Origin of the sequence: Micromonospora sp. NPDC005087 (assembly GCF_042872965.1) — a bacterium.
Taxonomy (GTDB): domain Bacteria; phylum Actinomycetota; class Actinomycetes; order Mycobacteriales; family Micromonosporaceae; genus Micromonospora.
Genome location: NZ_JBIALB010000011.1, coordinates 79,493 through 98,108, shown reverse-complemented (window position 1 = coordinate 98,108; position 18,616 = coordinate 79,493). Strand labels below are relative to the sequence as shown.

Annotated in this window: 16 protein-coding genes and 1 pseudogene; 11 read left to right on the top strand and 6 right to left on the bottom strand. The window is 71.5% G+C overall.

Features of this window, described 5'->3' with window-relative positions; translation table 11 throughout:
* Positions 1–41: 41 nt before the first annotated feature.
* The gene (locus tag ACFYPS_RS24165) at positions 42–1,340 is read right to left on the bottom strand and encodes a DUF1479 domain-containing protein (protein WP_387327083.1); all 1,299 of its coding nucleotides are present in this window, start codon (positions 1,338–1,340) and stop codon (positions 42–44) included.
* A gap of 90 nt (positions 1,341–1,430) precedes the next feature.
* Here ACFYPS_RS24165 and ACFYPS_RS24160 point away from each other — a divergent pair, with 90 nt between their 5' ends.
* Positions 1,431–2,576, top strand: coding sequence for an ROK family transcriptional regulator (locus ACFYPS_RS24160; RefSeq protein WP_387327080.1), 1,146 nt, complete (start codon positions 1,431–1,433; stop codon positions 2,574–2,576).
* A 112-nt stretch (positions 2,577–2,688) separates the two neighbouring features.
* Positions 2,689–3,711: a DUF4331 family protein gene (locus tag ACFYPS_RS24155; RefSeq protein WP_354966049.1), complete on the top strand. Its 1,023-nt coding sequence runs from the start codon at positions 2,689–2,691 to the stop codon at positions 3,709–3,711.
* Positions 3,712–3,898: 187 nt separating this feature from the next.
* Here the strand turns inward: ACFYPS_RS24155 and ACFYPS_RS24150 are convergent, their stop codons facing one another.
* Entirely contained in the window at positions 3,899–4,129 is a 231-nt protein-coding gene (locus ACFYPS_RS24150) for a DUF2188 domain-containing protein (protein WP_354966050.1), read from the bottom strand.
* Between the two features lie 103 nt (positions 4,130–4,232).
* A complete protein-coding gene (locus ACFYPS_RS24145) occupies positions 4,233–4,892 on the bottom strand; it encodes a M23 family metallopeptidase (RefSeq protein ID WP_387327076.1) in 660 nt (219 codons plus the stop codon).
* A gap of 134 nt (positions 4,893–5,026) precedes the next feature.
* On the opposite strand from ACFYPS_RS24145, the gene ACFYPS_RS24140 reads away from it, so the two are divergent.
* The 8 genes and pseudogenes from ACFYPS_RS24140 to ACFYPS_RS24105 all read left to right on the top strand — a co-directional run bounded on the left by ACFYPS_RS24140 (position 5,027) and on the right by ACFYPS_RS24105 (position 13,981).
* Positions 5,027–7,426: a PEP/pyruvate-binding domain-containing protein gene (locus ACFYPS_RS24140; protein ID WP_354966052.1), complete on the top strand. Its 2,400-nt coding sequence runs from the start codon at positions 5,027–5,029 to the stop codon at positions 7,424–7,426.
* 27 nt (positions 7,427–7,453) lie between these two features.
* A complete protein-coding gene (locus ACFYPS_RS24135; protein ID WP_354966053.1) occupies positions 7,454–8,119 on the top strand; it encodes a hypothetical protein in 666 nt (221 codons plus the stop codon).
* Positions 8,120–8,172: 53 nt separating this feature from the next.
* Entirely contained in the window at positions 8,173–8,754 is a 582-nt protein-coding gene (locus ACFYPS_RS24130) for a TetR family transcriptional regulator C-terminal domain-containing protein (RefSeq protein ID WP_354966054.1), read from the top strand.
* Between the two features lie 126 nt (positions 8,755–8,880).
* Positions 8,881–8,934 (top strand): annotated as a pseudogene (locus ACFYPS_RS24125) (hypothetical protein); the annotation flags it as partial.
* A 76-nt stretch (positions 8,935–9,010) separates the two neighbouring features.
* Positions 9,011–9,226 (top strand): hypothetical protein, encoded by a 216-nt coding sequence (locus tag ACFYPS_RS24120; RefSeq protein ID WP_387327072.1) that lies wholly within the window; start codon positions 9,011–9,013, stop codon positions 9,224–9,226.
* Positions 9,227–9,337: 111 nt separating this feature from the next.
* Positions 9,338–9,967, top strand: coding sequence for an ATP-binding cassette domain-containing protein (locus tag ACFYPS_RS24115; protein WP_387327069.1), 630 nt, complete (start codon positions 9,338–9,340; stop codon positions 9,965–9,967).
* A gap of 85 nt (positions 9,968–10,052) precedes the next feature.
* The gene (locus ACFYPS_RS24110) at positions 10,053–13,079 is read left to right on the top strand and encodes an FtsX-like permease family protein (protein WP_354966056.1); all 3,027 of its coding nucleotides are present in this window, start codon (positions 10,053–10,055) and stop codon (positions 13,077–13,079) included.
* Positions 13,076–13,981: an ATP-binding cassette domain-containing protein gene (locus ACFYPS_RS24105; protein ID WP_354966057.1), complete on the top strand. Its 906-nt coding sequence runs from the start codon at positions 13,076–13,078 to the stop codon at positions 13,979–13,981. Before ACFYPS_RS24110 ends, ACFYPS_RS24105 begins: the two co-directional genes overlap by 4 nt.
* A 10-nt stretch (positions 13,982–13,991) precedes the next feature.
* Here ACFYPS_RS24105 and ACFYPS_RS24100 read toward each other — a convergent pair whose 3' ends face one another.
* The 3 genes from ACFYPS_RS24100 to ACFYPS_RS24090 form a co-directional block, all read right to left on the bottom strand.
* Positions 13,992–14,633 (bottom strand): GNAT family N-acetyltransferase, encoded by a 642-nt coding sequence (locus ACFYPS_RS24100; RefSeq protein ID WP_354966058.1) that lies wholly within the window; start codon positions 14,631–14,633, stop codon positions 13,992–13,994.
* Between the two features lie 73 nt (positions 14,634–14,706).
* A complete protein-coding gene (locus tag ACFYPS_RS24095; RefSeq protein ID WP_354966059.1) occupies positions 14,707–15,690 on the bottom strand; it encodes a hypothetical protein in 984 nt (327 codons plus the stop codon).
* Complete coding sequence (locus ACFYPS_RS24090; RefSeq protein ID WP_354966060.1) at positions 15,687–16,982, bottom strand: MFS transporter; 1,296 nt, start codon at positions 16,980–16,982, stop codon at positions 15,687–15,689. The genes ACFYPS_RS24095 and ACFYPS_RS24090 overlap by 4 nt, the downstream gene beginning before the upstream one ends.
* Positions 16,983–17,204: 222 nt before the next feature.
* Here ACFYPS_RS24090 and ACFYPS_RS24085 point away from each other — a divergent pair, with 222 nt between their 5' ends.
* Positions 17,205–18,581 (top strand): DNRLRE domain-containing protein, encoded by a 1,377-nt coding sequence (locus ACFYPS_RS24085; protein ID WP_354966061.1) that lies wholly within the window; start codon positions 17,205–17,207, stop codon positions 18,579–18,581.
* Positions 18,582–18,616 lie beyond the last annotated feature (35 nt).

Sequence of the window (18,616 nt, the reverse complement as noted above, 5' to 3'; positions counted from 1 at the left end):
ACGGAGGCCCGCACCGTCGGCCCGCTGTCCGGTGCGGGCGATCAGTCCAGGCCCAGGCCGCGCCGTCCGGTGGGGTTGAGGCTGTCGGGCTGGAAGCGGTTGGGCCAACCGCGCTCGTAGTGCTCGGCCGGGAAGTCGGTCGGGCTGGACCCGGTCTGGAACGCCTCCCGGACGGCCGCCGAGTACCGCTCGTTGCGGGGGCACCACGGGGCCGCGGGAATGTACATGACATTGCCCCACCCCTGTTGCCCCTGAACGGGCGCCACGCTGTGGATCATGTCGCAGTGCCACCAGACGGAGTCGCCCGCCCTGACGTCGGGGATGCCGGTGAGGGCCCGCATGAGCAGCGGGTGCCACCTGTCGTTGGCGGGAAAGACCTGGTTGACCGTGACGCCGCACATGTCGTCGGCGGGCACGTCGGCCAGCAGCGGCCGGAGCATCAGGTAGCCCATCGCCTCGGGGATCGGGACCGTGTGCAGCACTCCCTGGTCATGGTCCATGTCCGAGAGCGCGGTCCAGCCCTGGAAGGTGCGGAAGGCCGAGCACATGGTGGTGCCGGGATACTGCGGTCCGGCGGTGCGGTGGGCGGCGTCCCAGGGGTCGTACTGCTCGACCGTGCCGCTGAAGAGGTGCCGGAAGGTCCTTTGGTAGGCCTCGGTCATCCACAGGTCGAGGGTGCCGGGGTCGAGGTGGGTGCCCAGACCGCCCGAGTCGGCGCCCGGCGGCCGGCGGCGGATCCGGTCCGGGTAGAGCGAGTCGCGGTTCGGGTCGAACCACCGCACACCCTCGGACTCCTGCTTCCACTGGCTGTTGAGGAACGCCTGCACCCGGGCCATCCGGTCGCTCTGGCGGGCCTGCATCTGGGCCGGCGACCAGTAGACCGGGTAGATCTCAGGCTTGGACCCCACGCTGCCGAAGAAGTCGTCGCCGGGCCCTAGGTACGCCTCGAAGAAGCCGTTGCCGTCCACGTAGTCGACGATGTCGCGGTCCCAGTCGAGGGCCTGCTGGCGGTCGAAGTGCCCGCGTACGACGAGGCAGCCCCGCTCGCGCAGCTTCTCCACCGCTTCGGCTGACACCGTGCCGGCCTCGATGTCCGCGTACTCGATGACCGGCCAGATCGTCTCGCCGCGCTCCCTGGCGGCGGTGATGTCGTCGACCTTCGCCTGGACCCGCTGTTCGACGACCGCGAACACCTCCTCGACGGTGCGGCCGGAGGCCTCGATTCGGGCCCGCAGCGCGGCCTTGATCTCGCTGATCGCGGCGGAAAGGTCGTCCGGCGGCGACTCCCAGTGCGGCAGGGGCGGGAGCGGTGCGGCGGCCAGAGCGGGCTGGGCGTTCACGGCGCGACTCCTTCTAGTTAGGGCTCCTTCTTGGAAAGACTGTAGGAGGCGGGCACCCTTCTAGGCAAGGCTCCTGCCTAGAATCGATGGGTGACCACCGTCAAGCCCTCGCTGGAGCTACTCCGCTCGTTGACCGACGAGCACGTGCTACGGGAGCTGATGCAGGCACGGCGGCTGACCCGGGCCGACCTGGCGACCCGCAGCGGCCTGTCCAAGCCCACCGTTGGCGAGAGCGTGCGCCGACTGGCCGAAGCCGGCCTGGTCGTGGACACCGGGGAACGGACGCCCGGCGGGCGCGGCCGGGGCCGCGTCGGCTCGTACTACGCCCTCGCCGACACGGCCGGCACCGCCCTGGCCATCAGCATCGCGCCCGACGGAGTGGTCGTCGAGCGGGTCGACGCCCACGGCGACATCCTCGGGCGGACCCGCCACGACATCAGCCGGCCGGCACGGGCCGAGCAGGTCGCGGCGGCCCTGGGCACCGCCGCCGCACAGGCACGGGAGAGCGCCGGAGGAGCGATCCGACTGGCGGTCGTCAGCGCCGCCGACCCGGTGGAACGCGCCAGCGGTCGACTGGTCCGACTGCCCGACGCACCGTTCCTGCTCGGCGACCTCGACCCGGTCGATGTGCTGGCGTCACAGGTCGGCGGCCCGGTCATCGTCGACAACGACGTCAACTGGGCGGCACAGGCCGAACGAGACAACGATCCGACCCGCTTGAGCGACTTCGCCTACGTCTTCCTCGGCGAGGGGCTGGGCTGCGCGGTCGTCAGTGACGGCGAGGTACGCCGAGGCCACACCGGGCTGGCCGGCGAGATCGCCCACCTGCTGACCATCGGCCCACACGGCCAGGCAACCCGGTTCATCGACGTGTTCGCCGACCTCGATCTGCGCCGCGCCGGCACGACGGCCATCGACGCGGATCGCGTCCGTCAGACCGACATGGCCACGCGTGAAGCGCTGGGGCGCGCCGTCAGCGGCGTTCTCGCCGCCATCGTCGCGCTCACCGACCCGCGACTGGTTATCCTCGGCGGGCCCTGGGGCAGCCATCCGGCGGTCCTCGATGCCATCACCACGGCGTTCACCCAGATGCCCCGCCATGTCGAGGTCCGTCGGGCACTGCTGACGGAGGAACCGTCGCTGACCGGCGCTCGTGCGGAAGCCCTCAACCGCCTCCGCTCCACCATCGTCGCCCTCCCCCAGCGGGCGGCACCCCCGGTGACCCGCAGCTCCTGATCAGCCGAGCGGAAGGCCGGGGCGCGGATTCGGCCGATGACCCGAGACGAACAAACGATGCCCGCTATGTTCGGATTCGCCCAGTAATTCCGGCATCACCGGGAGTGAACCTATGTCGCACCACCTCGACACCCCCCTCGCCGCCCAGAACGGCCAGCTCTACATCAACGACCTGTACGTCTTCAACGGAGAGCGCGCCACCGTGTTCGTCATGGACGTCAACAGCTCGGTGACGAAGGCCGACATCCAGCGCGGCTTCCATGCCGAGGCGCGCTACGAAATCAAAATTCACGTCGATGGCGGCGAGTTCGAGGAGTTGACCTACCGGGTGGCCTTCGGCGAACCGGACGGCGCCGGGAAGCAGACGCTGATGGTGTACGAGCTCACCGGAGCGGATGCCCGTGACGACGCCGCGATGGGTACTCCCGTCGTCGAGGGCCGGACCGGCGAGGTGTCGAGCGGCGGAAACGTCCGGATCTGGGCCGGGCGGATCACCGACCCGTTCTACATCGACCTCGGCCAGCTCGCGACCGTCAACGCCGCGTTCAAGAACGGCGCGAAGCTGGACCGCGCGGCGTGGAAGGCCGACCAGGCCACAAACAGCTTCGCCGGCACCACCGTCGAGTCGATCGTCCTCGAGGTCTCCCAGGACGAGCCGCTGCTGCGCGACGGCACGCAGATCGGCGTCTGGTGCACCACCAAGCTGGCGACCGACGCCGGGGGGTGGCGGCCGATCAACCGTGGCGGCCACCCGATGATGTGGCCGACCTTCTGGCCGACCGACACCGACTTCTCCAACCCGGCCAACGCGCGACACCCCAGCAAGGACCTCACCGAGGACGGCGAGGAGATCGCGTCAGCGGTCGCGCGGGTGGTCGCCGCGAACGGGACCGCGCCGGATCCCCAGGCGTACGGCTGGAGCGTGGTCCGGCAGGTGTATCCCGATGTGCTGCCGTACCAGGTCGGGACGGCGGCCAACTACGGCTTCGCGGTCCGCAACGGTCGCACCATGGCCGACAACGCGCCCGAGGTGATGTTCTCCCTGGTGCTGAACACCGGGATGACGTCCGGCCTCACCCCGGACGTGACCAAGGCCGCCCGCGCCGACGCCTTCCCGTACGTGGTGCCGGCCTGACCCGGGCCGCCTCGGCCCCTGTCCGACGGGGCGGGTCAGGCCCCAGTAGCCCACGCTCGGCCGTATGACGCACGCACAGTTCGCGGACGAAGATGAAGCACAGTGCTGACGGGTCACGCAGTCGCTGAACGCGGACTGACCTCCTCGGCCGCGCCGAAGAGGTCAGTCCGCAGGAGGCTGGAGGCGGTCAGCCCTCAATGTCTCGCGGGTCGCGGCTGCGTGGGTAGGTGTTTTTCTCCCCGATCGTGCCGTCCTGCTTCTTAATCACGTGCTCGACGCCACGGTCGGCAGCCATCTCGCGACCCTGGGCCTGCGCGTCGGCCTTGGAGTCATGCGTACTGCTGGCCCGCTCATTGCCCTCGGGCCGGTTCTTCCACTGCCCGTCCTCGTGGTACGTGTCGACGTCACCCTTGGTCATCGTCGGCTCCTCCCTGCGGCTGAACTGTCACCTCATCAGTTGCCCGGAGCCGTTCTGGGCAAACGTGGGTCGCGCGGTCCTCAGCGGACGGTGGCGCCGACCGTCACTCCGGGCGGCAGTTGTTGCTCGTCCGCTTGACGATGTGTTCGCGCTCGTCGGTGGTGATACCCGACGGCTCCCCGTCGAAGTGCGTCTCGACCTTGTCCCAGCCGCGGCGCTGCTCGTAGTGCAGGTGCGGGGCCCCGGAGTTGCCGGTGCTGCCGAGGCGGCCGATCTGGTCGCCCTGGGCGACCCGCTGCCCCTCCCGGACCAGCGGCGGTTCGAGCAGGTGAAGGTACTGGGTCTCCCACTTGCCGCCGTGGTCGATCTTCACCCAGTAACCGCCACCGCGACCGCGCGGGCCCTCCGGATTCTCCGGGTTACGCCCGCCCAGCGATCCGTTGACGCCCGCCACAGTGACCGTGCCGGCGTAGGACGCGAGCACCGGCCGTCCCCACGCCTCACCCTCGGTCGGAAACAGGTCGACGTCGTAGTCGTCGTGGCCGGGATAGGTGCTGAGCTGCCACGTCTCGCCGCAGGAGACGGGAAGTTGGAAGAGCGGACGCGGGCCCGGCGGTCGCAGCATCGGCACGACGACCACGGCTACGCCAATGAGGGCTCCGAGCGCGACGAGCGCGACGAGAACCCGGACGGTGGTGCGGCTGCGGACGCGGCGGTGGGTGCGGACTCTGGTGGGGTGGCCGGTCGTCACCGCACCGAGCATGGCAGATCCCGGCAACGCCTCAGCTCCGGGTCACGGCTGCCGTCCGGCCGCCGCCCGACGTGACATTGCAGTCGTATCGCGAACCGGGTACGGTGGGATGCAATGCAGTTGCATTGCATCGAAAAGGGGCCCAGATGCACGTGATCGCGCTGTCCGAGGCAACCGCCGACATGGTCGACCTGGTGGGTGGCAAGGCGGCCGGGCTGGGCGAGCTGATCCGGCTGGGCGAACGGGTCCCCGAGGGGTTCTGCGTCACCGCCGAGTCTCACCGGCTCGGTGTCATCCCGCAGGCCGAGATCCTCGCCGCGTACCAGCGACTCGGCGCGGGCCCCGTGGCGGTGCGCTCCAGCGCCACGGCGGAGGACCTGCCCGACGCGAGTTTCGCCGGGCAGCAGGACACGGTCCTGAACGTCACGGGCGCCACCGAGCTGATCGCCGCGATCAGGAAGTGCTGGGATTCGCTGCACACCGCCCGCGCGACGGCCTACCGCGACGCCCGTGCCATCGATCATCAGGCGGTGCGGATGGCCGTCGTCGTGCAACACATGATCACCCCTGTGGTGGCGGGAGTGCTGTTCACCGCGAACCCACTGACCGGCCGCCGCGACGAGATGGCGGTCGACGCGGCGCCGGGGCTCGGCACCACCGTGGTGGAAGGTGCGACGACCGTGGACCACTACGTCCTCGACGGCGTCACCCGGGACGACACGGGATGCCTGACATCGGCGCACCTGGCGGAGCTGCGGACCACGGGTGCGCGGCTGCAGGGTCACTTCGGCTCCCCGCAGGACGTGGAATGGGCCATCGACGGGGACGGCCTGCTGTGGTTGCTACAGTCCCGGCCGATCACCAGCTTGTTTCTCCTCCCTCCGGAGACCGGCAAGCCCCTCCCCCGGGTCTATCTGGAGTTCGGTCACGTTCAGGGCATGCTGCAACCGGTCACACCGATGGGCATGTCCACGCTGCGGTCACAGATCGCGGCGATGCTCGCCGCGCTCGGCGTCCGGGTCGAGATCGTCGACATCGGCGGTCGCCTCTACGGTGACCTGACCGAGCTGGCCCGGAGCAGGTCGTCCCGCAAGCGGCTGGTCAAGCTCATGGCGGTCGACTTCGGCCCGCGGGCACAGGCGGTGATGGAGCACGTCCTGGCGGATCCGCGGTTCGCGCCGACCACGGGCAGCACCGAGCGCGGCGCGGCGGCCGGGGCGTCCCTGCGCACGGCCGGCCGTGCGGTGGTGGGAATCCTGCGCGCGCTGGCCCGTCCCGACGCGGCGCGGATCCGGATGTTCCAGGCGGTCGAGCGGATGGAAGTGCGGTCGGCGGCGCCCGACGACCTGCGGACCTCCACCGACCGGCTGCGCTTCCTTCGCGCGCAGGACGGCGAGAACAGTGCGGACGACATCATGTGGCCCATCGTGACGGGCATGCTCGCCGCCGCGTTGCCGGCCTCGTTGCTCAAGGGCGTCGCCCGCCCGGACGAGATCCACACCGTGCTGGGCGGGATGCCGCACAACGTCACCATCGAGATGGACCTGGCGCTCTGGCGACTCGCCCGGGACGCGGACGAGCACCGCCAACTCCTGCTCGACACCCCGCCGGACGAGTTGGCCGCGCGTTATCTGCGCGGCACGCTGCCCGACATCGGAATGGCCGCGTTCCTGGACGCCTACGGTCATCGCGGCGTCGCTGAGGTCGACCTCGGCGTGCCGCGCTGGGCGGAGGATCCGGCACCGGTCTTCGCGGCGATCGCCAACTACCTGCGGGTCACCGACCCGCAGCAGGGGCCCGATCAACGCTTCCAACGGGCCGCCGCGGCAGCCGAGACCGCGCTGGACGAACTGGCCGCGCGGGCCCGCCGTCGCCGGCCGGTACGCGGCACCATCGCCGGGTTCCTGCTACGCCGGGCCCGGTCGTTGGCCGGCCTGCGGGAGGCCGGCAAGTTCGCCGGGCTGTACCCGTTGCGGGAGAACCGCCGGCAACTGCTGCTCATCGGCGCCGACCTCACCGCCGCCGGTCTGCTGGAGCAGCCCGACGACATCATGTTCCTGACCCTGGACGAGGCGGAGGCTGCGGTCCACCGCAGCACCGATCACCGGGCCACGGTCACCTCCCGCCGGGCGGTGCACCACCGGGAGTTGCGCCGCAGGTCGGTACCGGTGGCCCTGCTGTCCGACGGCACCGACGTCGAGACCATCCTGCCCTCGGAACCCGCCCGCGACGGCACCCTCACCGGTGTGGGGGCGTCGGCGGGCCGGGTGACCGGCTCCGCCCGGGTCGTCCACGACCCGGCAACCGCCCACATCGAGCCCGGCGAGGTCCTGGTCGCCGCGACCACCGACCCCGGCTGGACGCCGTTGTTCCTCACCGCCTCGGCGCTGGTCACCGAGACCGGCGCGATCATGGCGCACGGCCCCACCGTGGCCCGGGAGTACGGCATCCCCGCCGTCATCTGCGTGTCTGACGCCACCCGGACCATCTCCACCGGCCAACTCGTCACCGTCGACGGCGGCGCCGGAACCGTCACCGTCCACTGACCGCCAGCCCACGAGCGAGGACGAGGAATGACCGACATGAAGGCCCCGACCAGGGCGAGGGTGGCTCCACTGCTCCGCCGGGCCGCAGCGACGGAGGGCGCCATGTGGCGCAGCCTCTACGTGTGGGCACGGCGTAAGCCGCTGCCGCTGGCCCAGGGCGACGATCCGTTCGGCTACCTCGGCGTGGTCAAGCCGATCCTCGGCATCTTCATCGCCCTGTCGATCGTCGAGATTCCGGTCTTCGACCTCATCGTCACCCACGTGGTGCCGTGGCGGCCGGCCCGCTGGATCGTGCTCGGCCTCGGCATCTGGGGTCTGCTCTGGATGGCCGGTCTCTACGCGAGCATGCGGATCCACCCACACCTCGTCGGTGACCGGGGCCTGCGGGTGCGGCTGAGTTCGGGAATCGACATCTGGATCCCGTGGACGGACATCGAGGCCCTGCGCAAGCGTCACCGCTCGCTGCCCTCCAGCAGGTCGGTGCAGGTCGAGCAGGAGGGCGAACGACGGGTCCTGAACATCTCGGTCGGCGCTCAGACCAGCATCGACGTTCTGCTGCGCCGACCGACGACCTTCGACCTGCCCAAGGGTCGGACCGAGCCGATGGACGAGCTGCGGCTGTACGCCGACGATCCGGACGGCCTCCTGCGCAGCGCTCGCGGCACCCCCGCGACCGGCGCCGTCAGCCGGTAGCCGCCGCCCGTCGGCGGCGTGTCCGCGCCATCCACTCTGAGATGATCGAGGTCATGCCCAAGAAGGTCGATCACCAGGAGCGACGCACCCTCATCGCTGACGCGCTGATGCGGGTCGCCGCGGATCAGGGCCTGGAGGCCGTCAGCCTCCGTCACGTGGCTGCCGAGGCCGGCGTGTCCGCCGGCATGGTTCAGCACTACTTCCGCACCAAGGACGAGATGATGGCGTTCGCGCTGGCCGTGGTCCGCGAGCGCAGCCAGATCCGGGTCACCGAGGCGATGGACCGGCTGGGCCCGGACCCAGCCCCTCGGCTGCTGCTCCGCACGATGATCGCCGCCCTGCTGCCACTCGACGAGCGGACCCGCGACGACGGCCGGGTGGCGCTGGCGTTCCTCGCCTACACCGCGGTGCGGCCGGCAGCCGCGTCCAGCCTGCGCGAGGACACCGGGCAGCTGACCGGGTTCATCGCCGGCCTGCTGCCCCTTCGGAACGCCGACGCCGCCGCGGCCGGCCTGCTGGCGCTGATGGAAGGGCTGGGCATCTATCTGCTGGGCGGGCAGTACACCGCCGAGCAGGCCTTGGTGGCGCTGGATGCCCACCTCGACCTGATCTTCGGCTCGACGACGGGTGCCTGAGCGAGGATGAGCTGATGAGCCGCGTCCTTCGGACCCGACCGGTGCTCCTGGAGGAGTCACACCGGGCGACCACCTTCGAGATCTTCTTCGACCTGGTTCTGGTACGCCTGGAGCTGCTACACCTGGCTGAGCAACCAGGTCCGCGCCGACGTCGGCCTGGTGCGGGCCGGGATGATCGTGGCGATGGCCGCCATCTTCGTGGCCACACTGGTGATCCCCGACGCGTGGCAGCACGAGGACGGGGCGGTGAGCCATCGTGTTGTACGGCGGCGCCGCGGTCTACCTGATCGGCCGGTTCCTGTTCCTCCGGCTGACCGTCCGCACCTCGCCGAGCCAGTTCGTCGCCATCGGCGTGACACTGCTGCTGGTGCCGGTCGCCGGGGTCCTGCCCGCACTGGCCGCCCTCGGGCTGCTCACCGTCTTCCTCACCATCCTCGTCCTGTACGAGAGGTTCACCGCGCCGGTTCAGTGACGACGTTCTCGACGGCGGCGCGACGAATCGACGGATTGTGCCGCCCCCGCTCGCCATGGCACTGTGCGAATCCTCGGGGAGGGGCGGTTGCAGATGTTGACCATCCAAAGGATGACGCTCGGGTACGGCGACGCGCCACCCGTCCTCACGGACGTCTCGGTGACGGTCCGGCCGGGTCGGGTGCTGGCGTTGACCGGCTCGTCGGGCGCGGGCAAGACCACCCTGCTCAACGCCATGGCGGGGCTGCTGCGGCCGCGCGACGGGGCGGTGACCGTTGACGGGCAGCCGCTCCGCGACCGTGATCACGCGGTGGACCACCGGATCGTCCTCATCCCCCAGGACAACGGGCTGGCCCCGATCCTGACCGCCGCGGAGAACGTGCAGGTGACTCTCGTCGCCGGCGGCGTGGCACCGCCCGAGGCGCGCCGGCAGACCGCCACGGCGCTGGCTCAGCTGGGCCTCGCCGGGCAGGCCGACCAGCTGGTCGAGGAGCTGTCGGGCGGCCAGCAGCAGCGTACGGCCATCGCCCGCGGCCTGGCCCTGGGCGGCGGTGTGCTGCTGGCCGACGAGGTGACCAGTGAGCTGGACGCGGGCAACCGGCAACGGGTGCTGGATCTGTTGCACGACGAGGCCCGGCGGGGCGCGGCCGTCGTGTTCGCCACCCACGACGCGGAGGTCGCCGCCGCCTGCGCGGCGGAGCTGCACCTCGTCGACGGGCGAGCGGAGATCGTGCGCGATTGAGGTAGCTTGCGGTAGGTAACCGGTCCGTATCGATCCGCGTACGCGGGGCGGTGCGCGGGCCGGCTCGTCGGTAGCGTCACCGTCCATGTTGGCCGTCATCGGGGGCGCGCTCGCGGCCCGCCGGGCGCAAGCCCTGGCGGTGCTCCTGCTCGCGGTGCTCGCCAGTGCCGCCGCCGCGGCCGCACCCGGCTACGTGGCCGCCGCCGGGCGGGCCCTCGCCAGCAACGAGTTCTCCACCGCCGACCCGAACGAACTGCGGCTGCGGCTCACCGACCCCACGGAGTACCCGGGGATGCCGGGCGACCCGACCGGGAGTGTGTTCGCCGCCAAGGTCGAGCGACTCGCGCCGGCCGGGTTCGTGGTCGTCCTCGGCGCGCAGAGCGGCGGCGTCGCCGCCGGCCCAGCCGGGCGCGTGACCTCGAACCTGATCTACCGAGCGGGGGTGTGCGAACGGGTCGTGATTGTCGGCGCCTGCCCCCGGTCCACCTCCAAGGGGCAGCTGCCCGAGGTGCTGGTCAGCACGAATACCGCAGCGCATCTGGGTGTCGCCACCGGCGGCCAGTTCACGTTCGGCGCGGTGCCGGTGCGGGTGGCCGGCGTCTACCGGCCGCTGGACGCGACCGACCCGTTCTGGCTCGGCGGCGAATATCTCCGGCCACCCGCACCGGGTTCGGCGCCCCCGTCGGCCGTGGGCAGCGCACCTGACGCCATCTTCACCTCCGAGTCCTCGCCCTTGGCCGACGACGACGCCATCCTGTACCGATCGATTGCTGACCTGTACGTGACCGAGCAGGCGGTGTCGACCCGGTCGGGGCAGGACCTGCGGGACACCGCCGCGGCGGTGACGCGCGACGGAAGCCGCGAGGGTTTCGGTGCCGGCACCTCGCTGCCGAGCCTGCTCGATCGCGTCACCCTCCAACGTGGGCAGCTGGCCGCGGGCGTGACACTGGGTGCCGGCCTGCTCGTCCTGCTCTGCTGGCTGGTGCTCTTCGTGGCGGTCAGCTCGGCGGCCGACGAGCGCCGACCGGAACAGGGCCTGCTCCTGCTCCGCGGGGTGCAGCGCCGACGGCTGTGGGCACTGGCGATCGGCGAGCACGCCGTACCCGTGCTGGTCGCGATCCCCCTGGGCTGCCTGGGTGGCCTCGCCGCCGCCAGACTGCTCGCCGCGCACACCCTGCCCGCCCGTGCCGACGTCATGGTGGACACGACCGTGATCGGCTACGCCGCCGTCGGCGCCGCCGGGGCGCTCACCGCGGTGCTGCTGGCCCAGGCGCGGACCCTGTCCGCACCGGTCGTCGACCTGCTGCGCCGGGTGCCAGCGCGGATGCGGGGGTGGCGGGCGACCGTCGGCGACATCGTGGCGGTGTCCATCGCGGTGGCCGCCCTGGTGCAGTTGCGCTCCGGCGGGTCGCCCTCGGGGTTGGCCCTGTTGGCTCCGGTGGCCGGCGCGCTCGCCGCGGGCCTCCTGCTGGCGCGGGTCGCCATGATCGCCGGGGCGGCGGTGGGGGCGGCGCTGCTGGCACGGGGCCGGACAACCGCTGGCCTCGCTCTCGTTCAGGTGACCCGCCAACCACGATTCCGACCACTGATCGCGCTGCTCACCGTGGTCGTCGCGATGCTCGCCTTCACCGCCGCGACGAGCGAGGTCGCGTCGGCCGCCTACACGGATCGGGCGACCGTCGAGGTCGGGGCACCCCGCGTGGTCGGCGTCGACGCGCTGTCGCACCGGCACCTGCTGGAGTCCGTCCGAGCCGTCGACCCCGAGGGTCGCTTCGCGATGGCCGCGGTGGTGAAGGAGGCAGCCACCGGGGTCGGCACGCCGGTGCTCGCCGTGGACTCGGACCGGCTGGCGACGGTGGCCGCGCCGCACTCGTCGTACGGCGTGGCCCTGGCGGACGTCGCACGAAAGATCCGCCCCGAGGCGCCGGGAGCACCGTTCCTGCTGCGGGGGCGTGAACTCACCGTGGTCCTCTCCGCCAGCTACGACGAGGACGCCTTCGGCGGGAACCGTGTCCGCCTCTTCGTCTCGGTCGCCAGCAGGACCGGCACCCGCCGGATCACCGCCCACAAGGACATCAGTCCCGACCTTCGCGAATACCGCGTGCAGGTGCCCGAGTGCGCGCAGGAATGCCGGTTGGTCAACATGGAGATCGTCGCCCCGGTCGTCTCCCGGCCGCTGAAGATCCGCTTCGAGGAGTTGCGCACCGGCGACAGCGACGCGGAGCGGCTGACCGGAGCGGAGTTGGCCGACCTGCGACGGTGGCGGCAATCCGACCCGACGGACACCTTCCTGACCGCCACGAGTGGCCGGGATGCCGCTCTGGTCTTCGATGTGGCCGAGAACCGTCGGTCCACGCCGGCCGGCATCGCCGTCATCGATTCGCCGTTCCCGTTACCCGGTTGGTTGACCCGGTCCAAGGCGGCATCCCTGCAACGGGGATACCCGTACGAGGGGATCGACGGGTCGCCGACGCAGGCGACGGTTGAGGGCCTGGCGGACCGACTGCCCCGACTCGGGGGATCCGGCATGATCGTCGACCTGGAGTACGCCGACCGGCTCTCCGTCGCCGGCCAGACCGGTGTCAAGGAGGTCTGGTTGGCGCCGACCGCGCCCGCCGACATCGTCGACCGGCTGCGGGCACAGGGTCTGGTCATCCAATACGACCGGACGACCGCCAGTATGCGGCAGGGCTTCGACCGGCAGGGGCCGGCGTTGGCGTTGCGCTTCAACCTGTTCGCCGCGTTGGCCGGGGTCCTGATCGGGGCGGCCGGTCTCATCGCGGCGGCAGCCGCCGAACAGCGCAACCGGGTCGCCATGCTGGTGGCGCTCCGGCGGCAGGGGCTGCCCCCACGCGCCGTCCGCGGCGGCTACGGATGGCCGGTCGCGGTCGCCACCGTGGCGGGCGGCCTCGCCACCCTCGTGATCTGGATCCTCATGCGGAGTGGGCAGCGCCTGTTCGGTGACGGCCGGTCGCCGGTCCCGTTGCCCGACTGGCCGGACGTTGGCCGACTGCTGTTGTTCGTGGTGCCCACGGTCGTTCTCTTCGCCCTCACCGCGGCGGTGCTCGGCCGGTTCGTCGCCGCCTCGGTCCGCCGCCGGACCGGCCGATGACCGCCGCACCGCCCTCCGAGGGCGTCCCCGTCACCTGCCACCGGCTGATCCACATCTACTCCACCGGGACCGGCGACGTGGTCGCGCTCTCCGGCGTGGACCTGTCCATCTCCGCCGGCGAGATGCTGGCGCTGGTCGGGCCGTCCGGCTCGGGCAAGTCCACCCTGGTCTCCATTCTCGGCGGGCTCATGCGGCCCAGCGCCGGCCGGGCGTACGTGGGCGAGCACGACCTGTCCCGGCTGTCCCCGACCGGTCTGGCCGCCCTCCGCGGGCCCACGGTCGGGACGGTGTTGCAGGGCGCCGAACGCAACCTGCTGCCGTACGTGTCGCTGTCGCGCAACATCTGGTTGGCCCAGCGGCCGGCGGCGCGGCTCGCCGGGCGCCGGCTGGATCCGCCGGAGGCGATCCTGGAGCTCGTCGGTCTCGCCGGCGCCGGCGCGCGCCGCTTGAGGGACCTGACCCCGGGGCAGCGTCAGCGGGCCGCACTGGCACAGGGGCTCGCCGCCGGGCCCGGCCTGCTCCTGGTCGACGAGCCGACCAGTCAGCTCGACGGGGCCGGTCGCGACGAGGTGCTCGCCGCGCTGGCCACCATCAACTCCGAGCGGGGGACGACGGTGGTCGTGGTGACCCACGACGGTGACGTCGGTGCCCAGCTGGGTCGAGCCGTCACCATCCGCGACGGCCGGGTGGGCGCGGAGGGACGGGACGGTCGGGACTTCGCCGTGGTGGCCGGGGACGGCACTATCCAGCTTCCGCCGGAGACGTTGGCGACCTTCCCGGCCGGGACGCTCTTCGAGGTCGACCACACCGGCGAGTCGATCACCCTGCGCGCCACCGTGAACCCGTCGACCTCCCGCAACGGCGAGGTGACGAGCGGCGAGCGCGGCCCCGCCGCCGGTTGACGAGCCGGCGTTAGAGGCCGAACATCGGCCGGCAGGCCGCCACCCCGTCGACGCGCACCGCGGGCCGCTGCTGCCGCGTCCACGTCTGCCTGGTGAGCCTCAGCCGGTCAGAGACCAGGGCCTCGTCGCCACGAGCGTCGACGGAGATGCCGTCGTGCTCGTAGCCGAGCTTGCGGGACACGCCCTGGGAGGCGTGGTTGTCCTGGAACACTTCGGTGCGGGCGGCCCGCGCGCCCAGGTGGTCGAAGGCCAGCGTGAGCAGACCCACGCGGGCCTCGGTCCCGTAGCCCCTGCCCTGGTGGTCGAGTCCCAGCCAGGCCGATGTCGTGACCTCCCGGACGACCGCGAAGTCGTTCGCTCGCAGGGTGACCACGCCGAGCGGGCGCCCGTGGTGGAACACTCCGAGCCCGAGCCGCCACCGTGCCGCGCTCCACCCCGCGAGCTGGTCCCAGTGTCCCTGCAACACGGACCGCGCCCGATCCTCCGGGCTGCCGTCGGTCCACGGGGTCAGGAACGGACGCTCATCCGCTCGGTGCACGCCGTCGCCGGCAAGCTGGGCCAACGCCGCCAACTCCTCGTCCCGGGGCAGGCGCAGTTCGAGTCGTGACGTCGAGATGATCAGGCCGTACTGGGGCCACAGGTCGGCGAGCATACGCTGATCATGATGCCGGCCGTTCGGCTCCGCCACCGGTTTGTGGAGCCAGCTCCGCCGGCCGCGCTCGCCATCAGGTGACCGGGGACGGGGACTCGGCGCCGGGCAGCATCAGTGTCGGCGCACCGGACCCGTCGGCCGGGACGGTCCAGACGTCGGGACGGCCGTCGCTCTGGCGCAGCGTGTAGGCCAGCGTGACGCCGTCCAGCCAGGCCGCTTGGTCGTCGACGCTGGCCGTCTCCGCCGTCGCGGTCACCCGCATGGTCGACAGGTCGAGGACCGACAGCCGCCAGCCCTTCGCCGGGTCGGCGTCGACGGCCTCCTTGAAGGCGATCCGCGTGCCGTCTTGCGACAGCGACGGGCACTCGACGTTCTCCTTCATCGTCTCGAGGGTGCGGGCGGCGACGTCGCCTCGGACCAGGTACCGCTTTCCGTCGGTGGACATGGTCGCGTAGAAGCGGTTGTCGTCGGCGGTGAAGGTGACGCCCCAGAAGTTGACGTCGGGATTGCGGTAATCGCGGCCGTCCCGGGTGACCGCGAACTCCTCCAGTGACATCACCGTGGCGCCGGTGGTGGTGTCGAGGATGCCCGTGCGCGTGTAGAACCCGCTGCTGGTGTAGGAGTCACCGCCGACGAATGTCGTCCAGGAGACCATCCGGCCGGAGGACGAGACCCGGGCCCGGTTCGGCAGGCCGGGCACGGGAACGGACCGCGTCGGTCGCAGCGCGGCGTCGAGCACGACGACCTGGTACGTCCACGGCGTCTCCGGCTTCAGGCAGACGCCGGTGCCGGCCGCCGCGTACACCCGAAGGCACTCCAGGTTGGTCACGGTGCGCGGCCCGGCGGGGTCGGCCACGGCGACCGACGAGACGTGCCGGTCGGTGATCGCGAGCAGGCGCGGCCCGGGCGTCAGGGTGACCGCCTGATCCGCGCCGGCGGCGGGTGGTGGGGTCCGGTCCCGTCGCGCGGCCGTGGCGGTGTATCCGACCGCCACGGTGCCCAGCAACACCGTCGAGACGGCCACCACACCGAGTTTCGTTCGGGTCGACAACGTCATCGGGGCACCTTCCGGGTGAGCAGGCGGGACGGGGTGGCCAGCAGGAGCACCTTGACGACGAGGACACCGCCGACGGCCAGGGCCGCGAGCCGGATCGCGGTCTCCGGTCCCCACGCATGCCAGGTGAGACCGAACAGGACCGAGGAGACGAGGTACGCCAACGCCTGCCCGGTCTGCACGAGCGCGATGCCGGTGGTCCGCAGCCGTGGTGGCAGCACCGGGCCGGCGAGCGCGATGAGCACGCCGTCAGTGGCCGCGTAGAACGTGCCGTACAGCGCCAGGGTCAGCACGAGCACCGGCCAGCCGTGGACCGGGCCGGCCAGCAGCAGGTACGTCACGCCGAGGGTCGCGTAGCCGCCCACCACCACCGGCAGCCGGCCGATCCGGTCGGCGAGCACACCGAGTGGGGCGGCGAGAACCAGGTACGCCAGGCTGGTCCCCACCGCGAGCAGCGGAAACCACCGCAGGCCGAGGTCCTCGCGGCGCTGGAGCAGCAGATAGACGAAGCCGTCGCCGATCGTGGCCAGCCCGAGCAGTGCCGCCGCCAGCAGCAGGCGGCGGGCGGGGCGGCTGCGCAGCAGACCGAGCGCCTCGCGTACGGAGACCTTTGGGTCGTCCGGGCCGTCCGTCGGCTCGCCGTGCGGACGCTCCCGGACGAAGAGCACGAGCACGACGACGGCCAGCACGGCGACGCAGAAGCTGGTGACGAAGACCGCGTCGTACGACTGCCCGACGGCCAGCAGCACCGCGAACGCGGCCAGCGGCCTGAGGAACGCGCCGACACTGTCCATCGCCCGGTGCACACCGAACGCCCGGCCCAGCGCCTCGGGTGGTGTGGAGAGCGTGATGAGCGCGTCGCGCGGTGCGCTGCGGATGCCCTTGCCGAGCCGGTCGACGGCGATGACGGCGCCGATGGCCGGCACGGACCGGCCGGCGAACAGCAGGCCGAGCTTGGCGGCCGCCGAGAGCGCGTAGCCGACGCCGGCCACCAGCTTGTGCCGACGGAAACGATCGGCGGCGAAGCCACCGACGACTCGCAGCAGCGCGCTCGCTCCGGTGTGGACGCCGTCGAGCACGCCGAAGGCCAGTGGGCTGAGTTGCAGACCCAGCACCAGGTAGAGCGGCAGGACGGCGGTCACCATCTCGGCGGAGACGTCGGTGATCAGGCTGACCGTGCCCAGGGCCACGACGTTGCCGCCGACCAGGGCCAGCCGGCGGCGGGGCCGTCCGGAGGCGGGCGGGTCGGAGGGGGGCGGGTCGGCGCCCGGTCGGGAGACGGTCGACAGGTACACGAGCATCTCCTCGAATCGGCGGCCTGACGGTCAGCCATCCTGCGAACTAATCGGAGGGGTTACAAGGAGCCGTCGGGAGCGAGCAGACGAGCGTCGGGTGAACACGTCACCAACATCGAAATGTTTCGCTGTTTGAGCGTACTGTTCATCTGGCCGTAGTCCGCCGGTCCGGCGACCTTCCTACGTTCCTTGCGCTCGACACACGCAGAGAAGGGGTCCTGGATGGACATTCGATTTCCCCGCCCACCGGTGGCGCTGGGGGCGATCGCGGTGCTGGTCGCCGCCACCGCCGCGGTCGTCGTGACCGGCGCAGGTGCGGCGTCGGCGGCGACCGTGACGTACGCGCCGGTCGCCGACACCTACGTCCAGAGCGACACGGCGTCCACCAACTACGGCACGTCCACGCAGATCGTGGCCGACAACTCCCCCGTCCGACGGTCGTTCCTGCGCTTCACCGTGAGCGGCGTCAGCGGCACGGTGACCACCGCGAAGCTGCGGCTGCGCACGATCAGCGGCAACAGCGGCAGCGACGCCGGTGGCACGTTCCGGAGGATGTCCAACACGAGCTGGTCGGAGACCGGCACCACCTGGAACAACCAGCCGGCCATCGACGGGGCCACGCTCGGCTCGATCGGGGCGGTCAGCGGCGACACCTGGTACGAGCTGGACGTCCGGGCGGCGGTCACCGGCAACGGCACGTACAGCTTCGGGGTGACCTCCGCCAGCGGTGACGGCGTCTACTACGACTCGCGGGAGAGCGGAGCCGACGCACCGCAGTTGGTGGTCACGACCGGGACCACGCCGCCACCCTCCGGCGACCCGGTCCTGGTCGGCGCCGGTGACATCGCCAACTCCGGCTCGGGCGACACCGCCACCGCTGCCCTGCTCGACAACATTCCCGGAACGGTCTTCACCACCGGCGACAACGTCTACAGCAACGGCACCGCCGCCGAGTTCAACAGCTACTACGCCCCCACCTGGGGCCGGCACAAGGCGCGCACCCGCCCGGCGCCGGGCAACCACGACTACAACACCTCGGGAGCCACCCCCTACTACAACTACTTCGGTACGCAGGCCGGCCCCAGCGGGCGCGGCTACTACTCCTACGACCTCGGCAACTGGCACGTCGTGTCGCTGAACTCGAACATCAGCATGTCGGCGGGCTCCACCCAGGAGCAGTGGCTACGGGCCGACCTCGCGGCCAGCAGCAAGCCGTGCACGCTGGCCTACTGGCACCACCCGCTGTTCACGTCGAGCTCGAACCACGCGCCGTCGACGTCGACGCGGCCGCTGTACCAGGCGCTCTACGACTACAACGCCGACGTGGTCGTCTGGGGGCACAACCACGTGTACGAACGGTTCGGCCCGATGAACCCGGCCGGTGGCTACGACGCCAGCCGGGGCATGCGCAGCTTCGTCGCCGGGATGGGCGGTGCGGACCACTACAGCTTCGGCACCATCCAGCCCAACAGCGAGGCCCGCAACAGCTCGGCGTTCGGGGTACTGAAGTTCACCCTGCACGCCGGCAGCTACGACTGGCAGTTCGTGCCGGTCGCCGGGCAGACCTACAACGACAGCGGCACCGGCAACTGCCACTGATCCGTCGACCCCGCTGCGCTGCTCGCGGCGCAGCG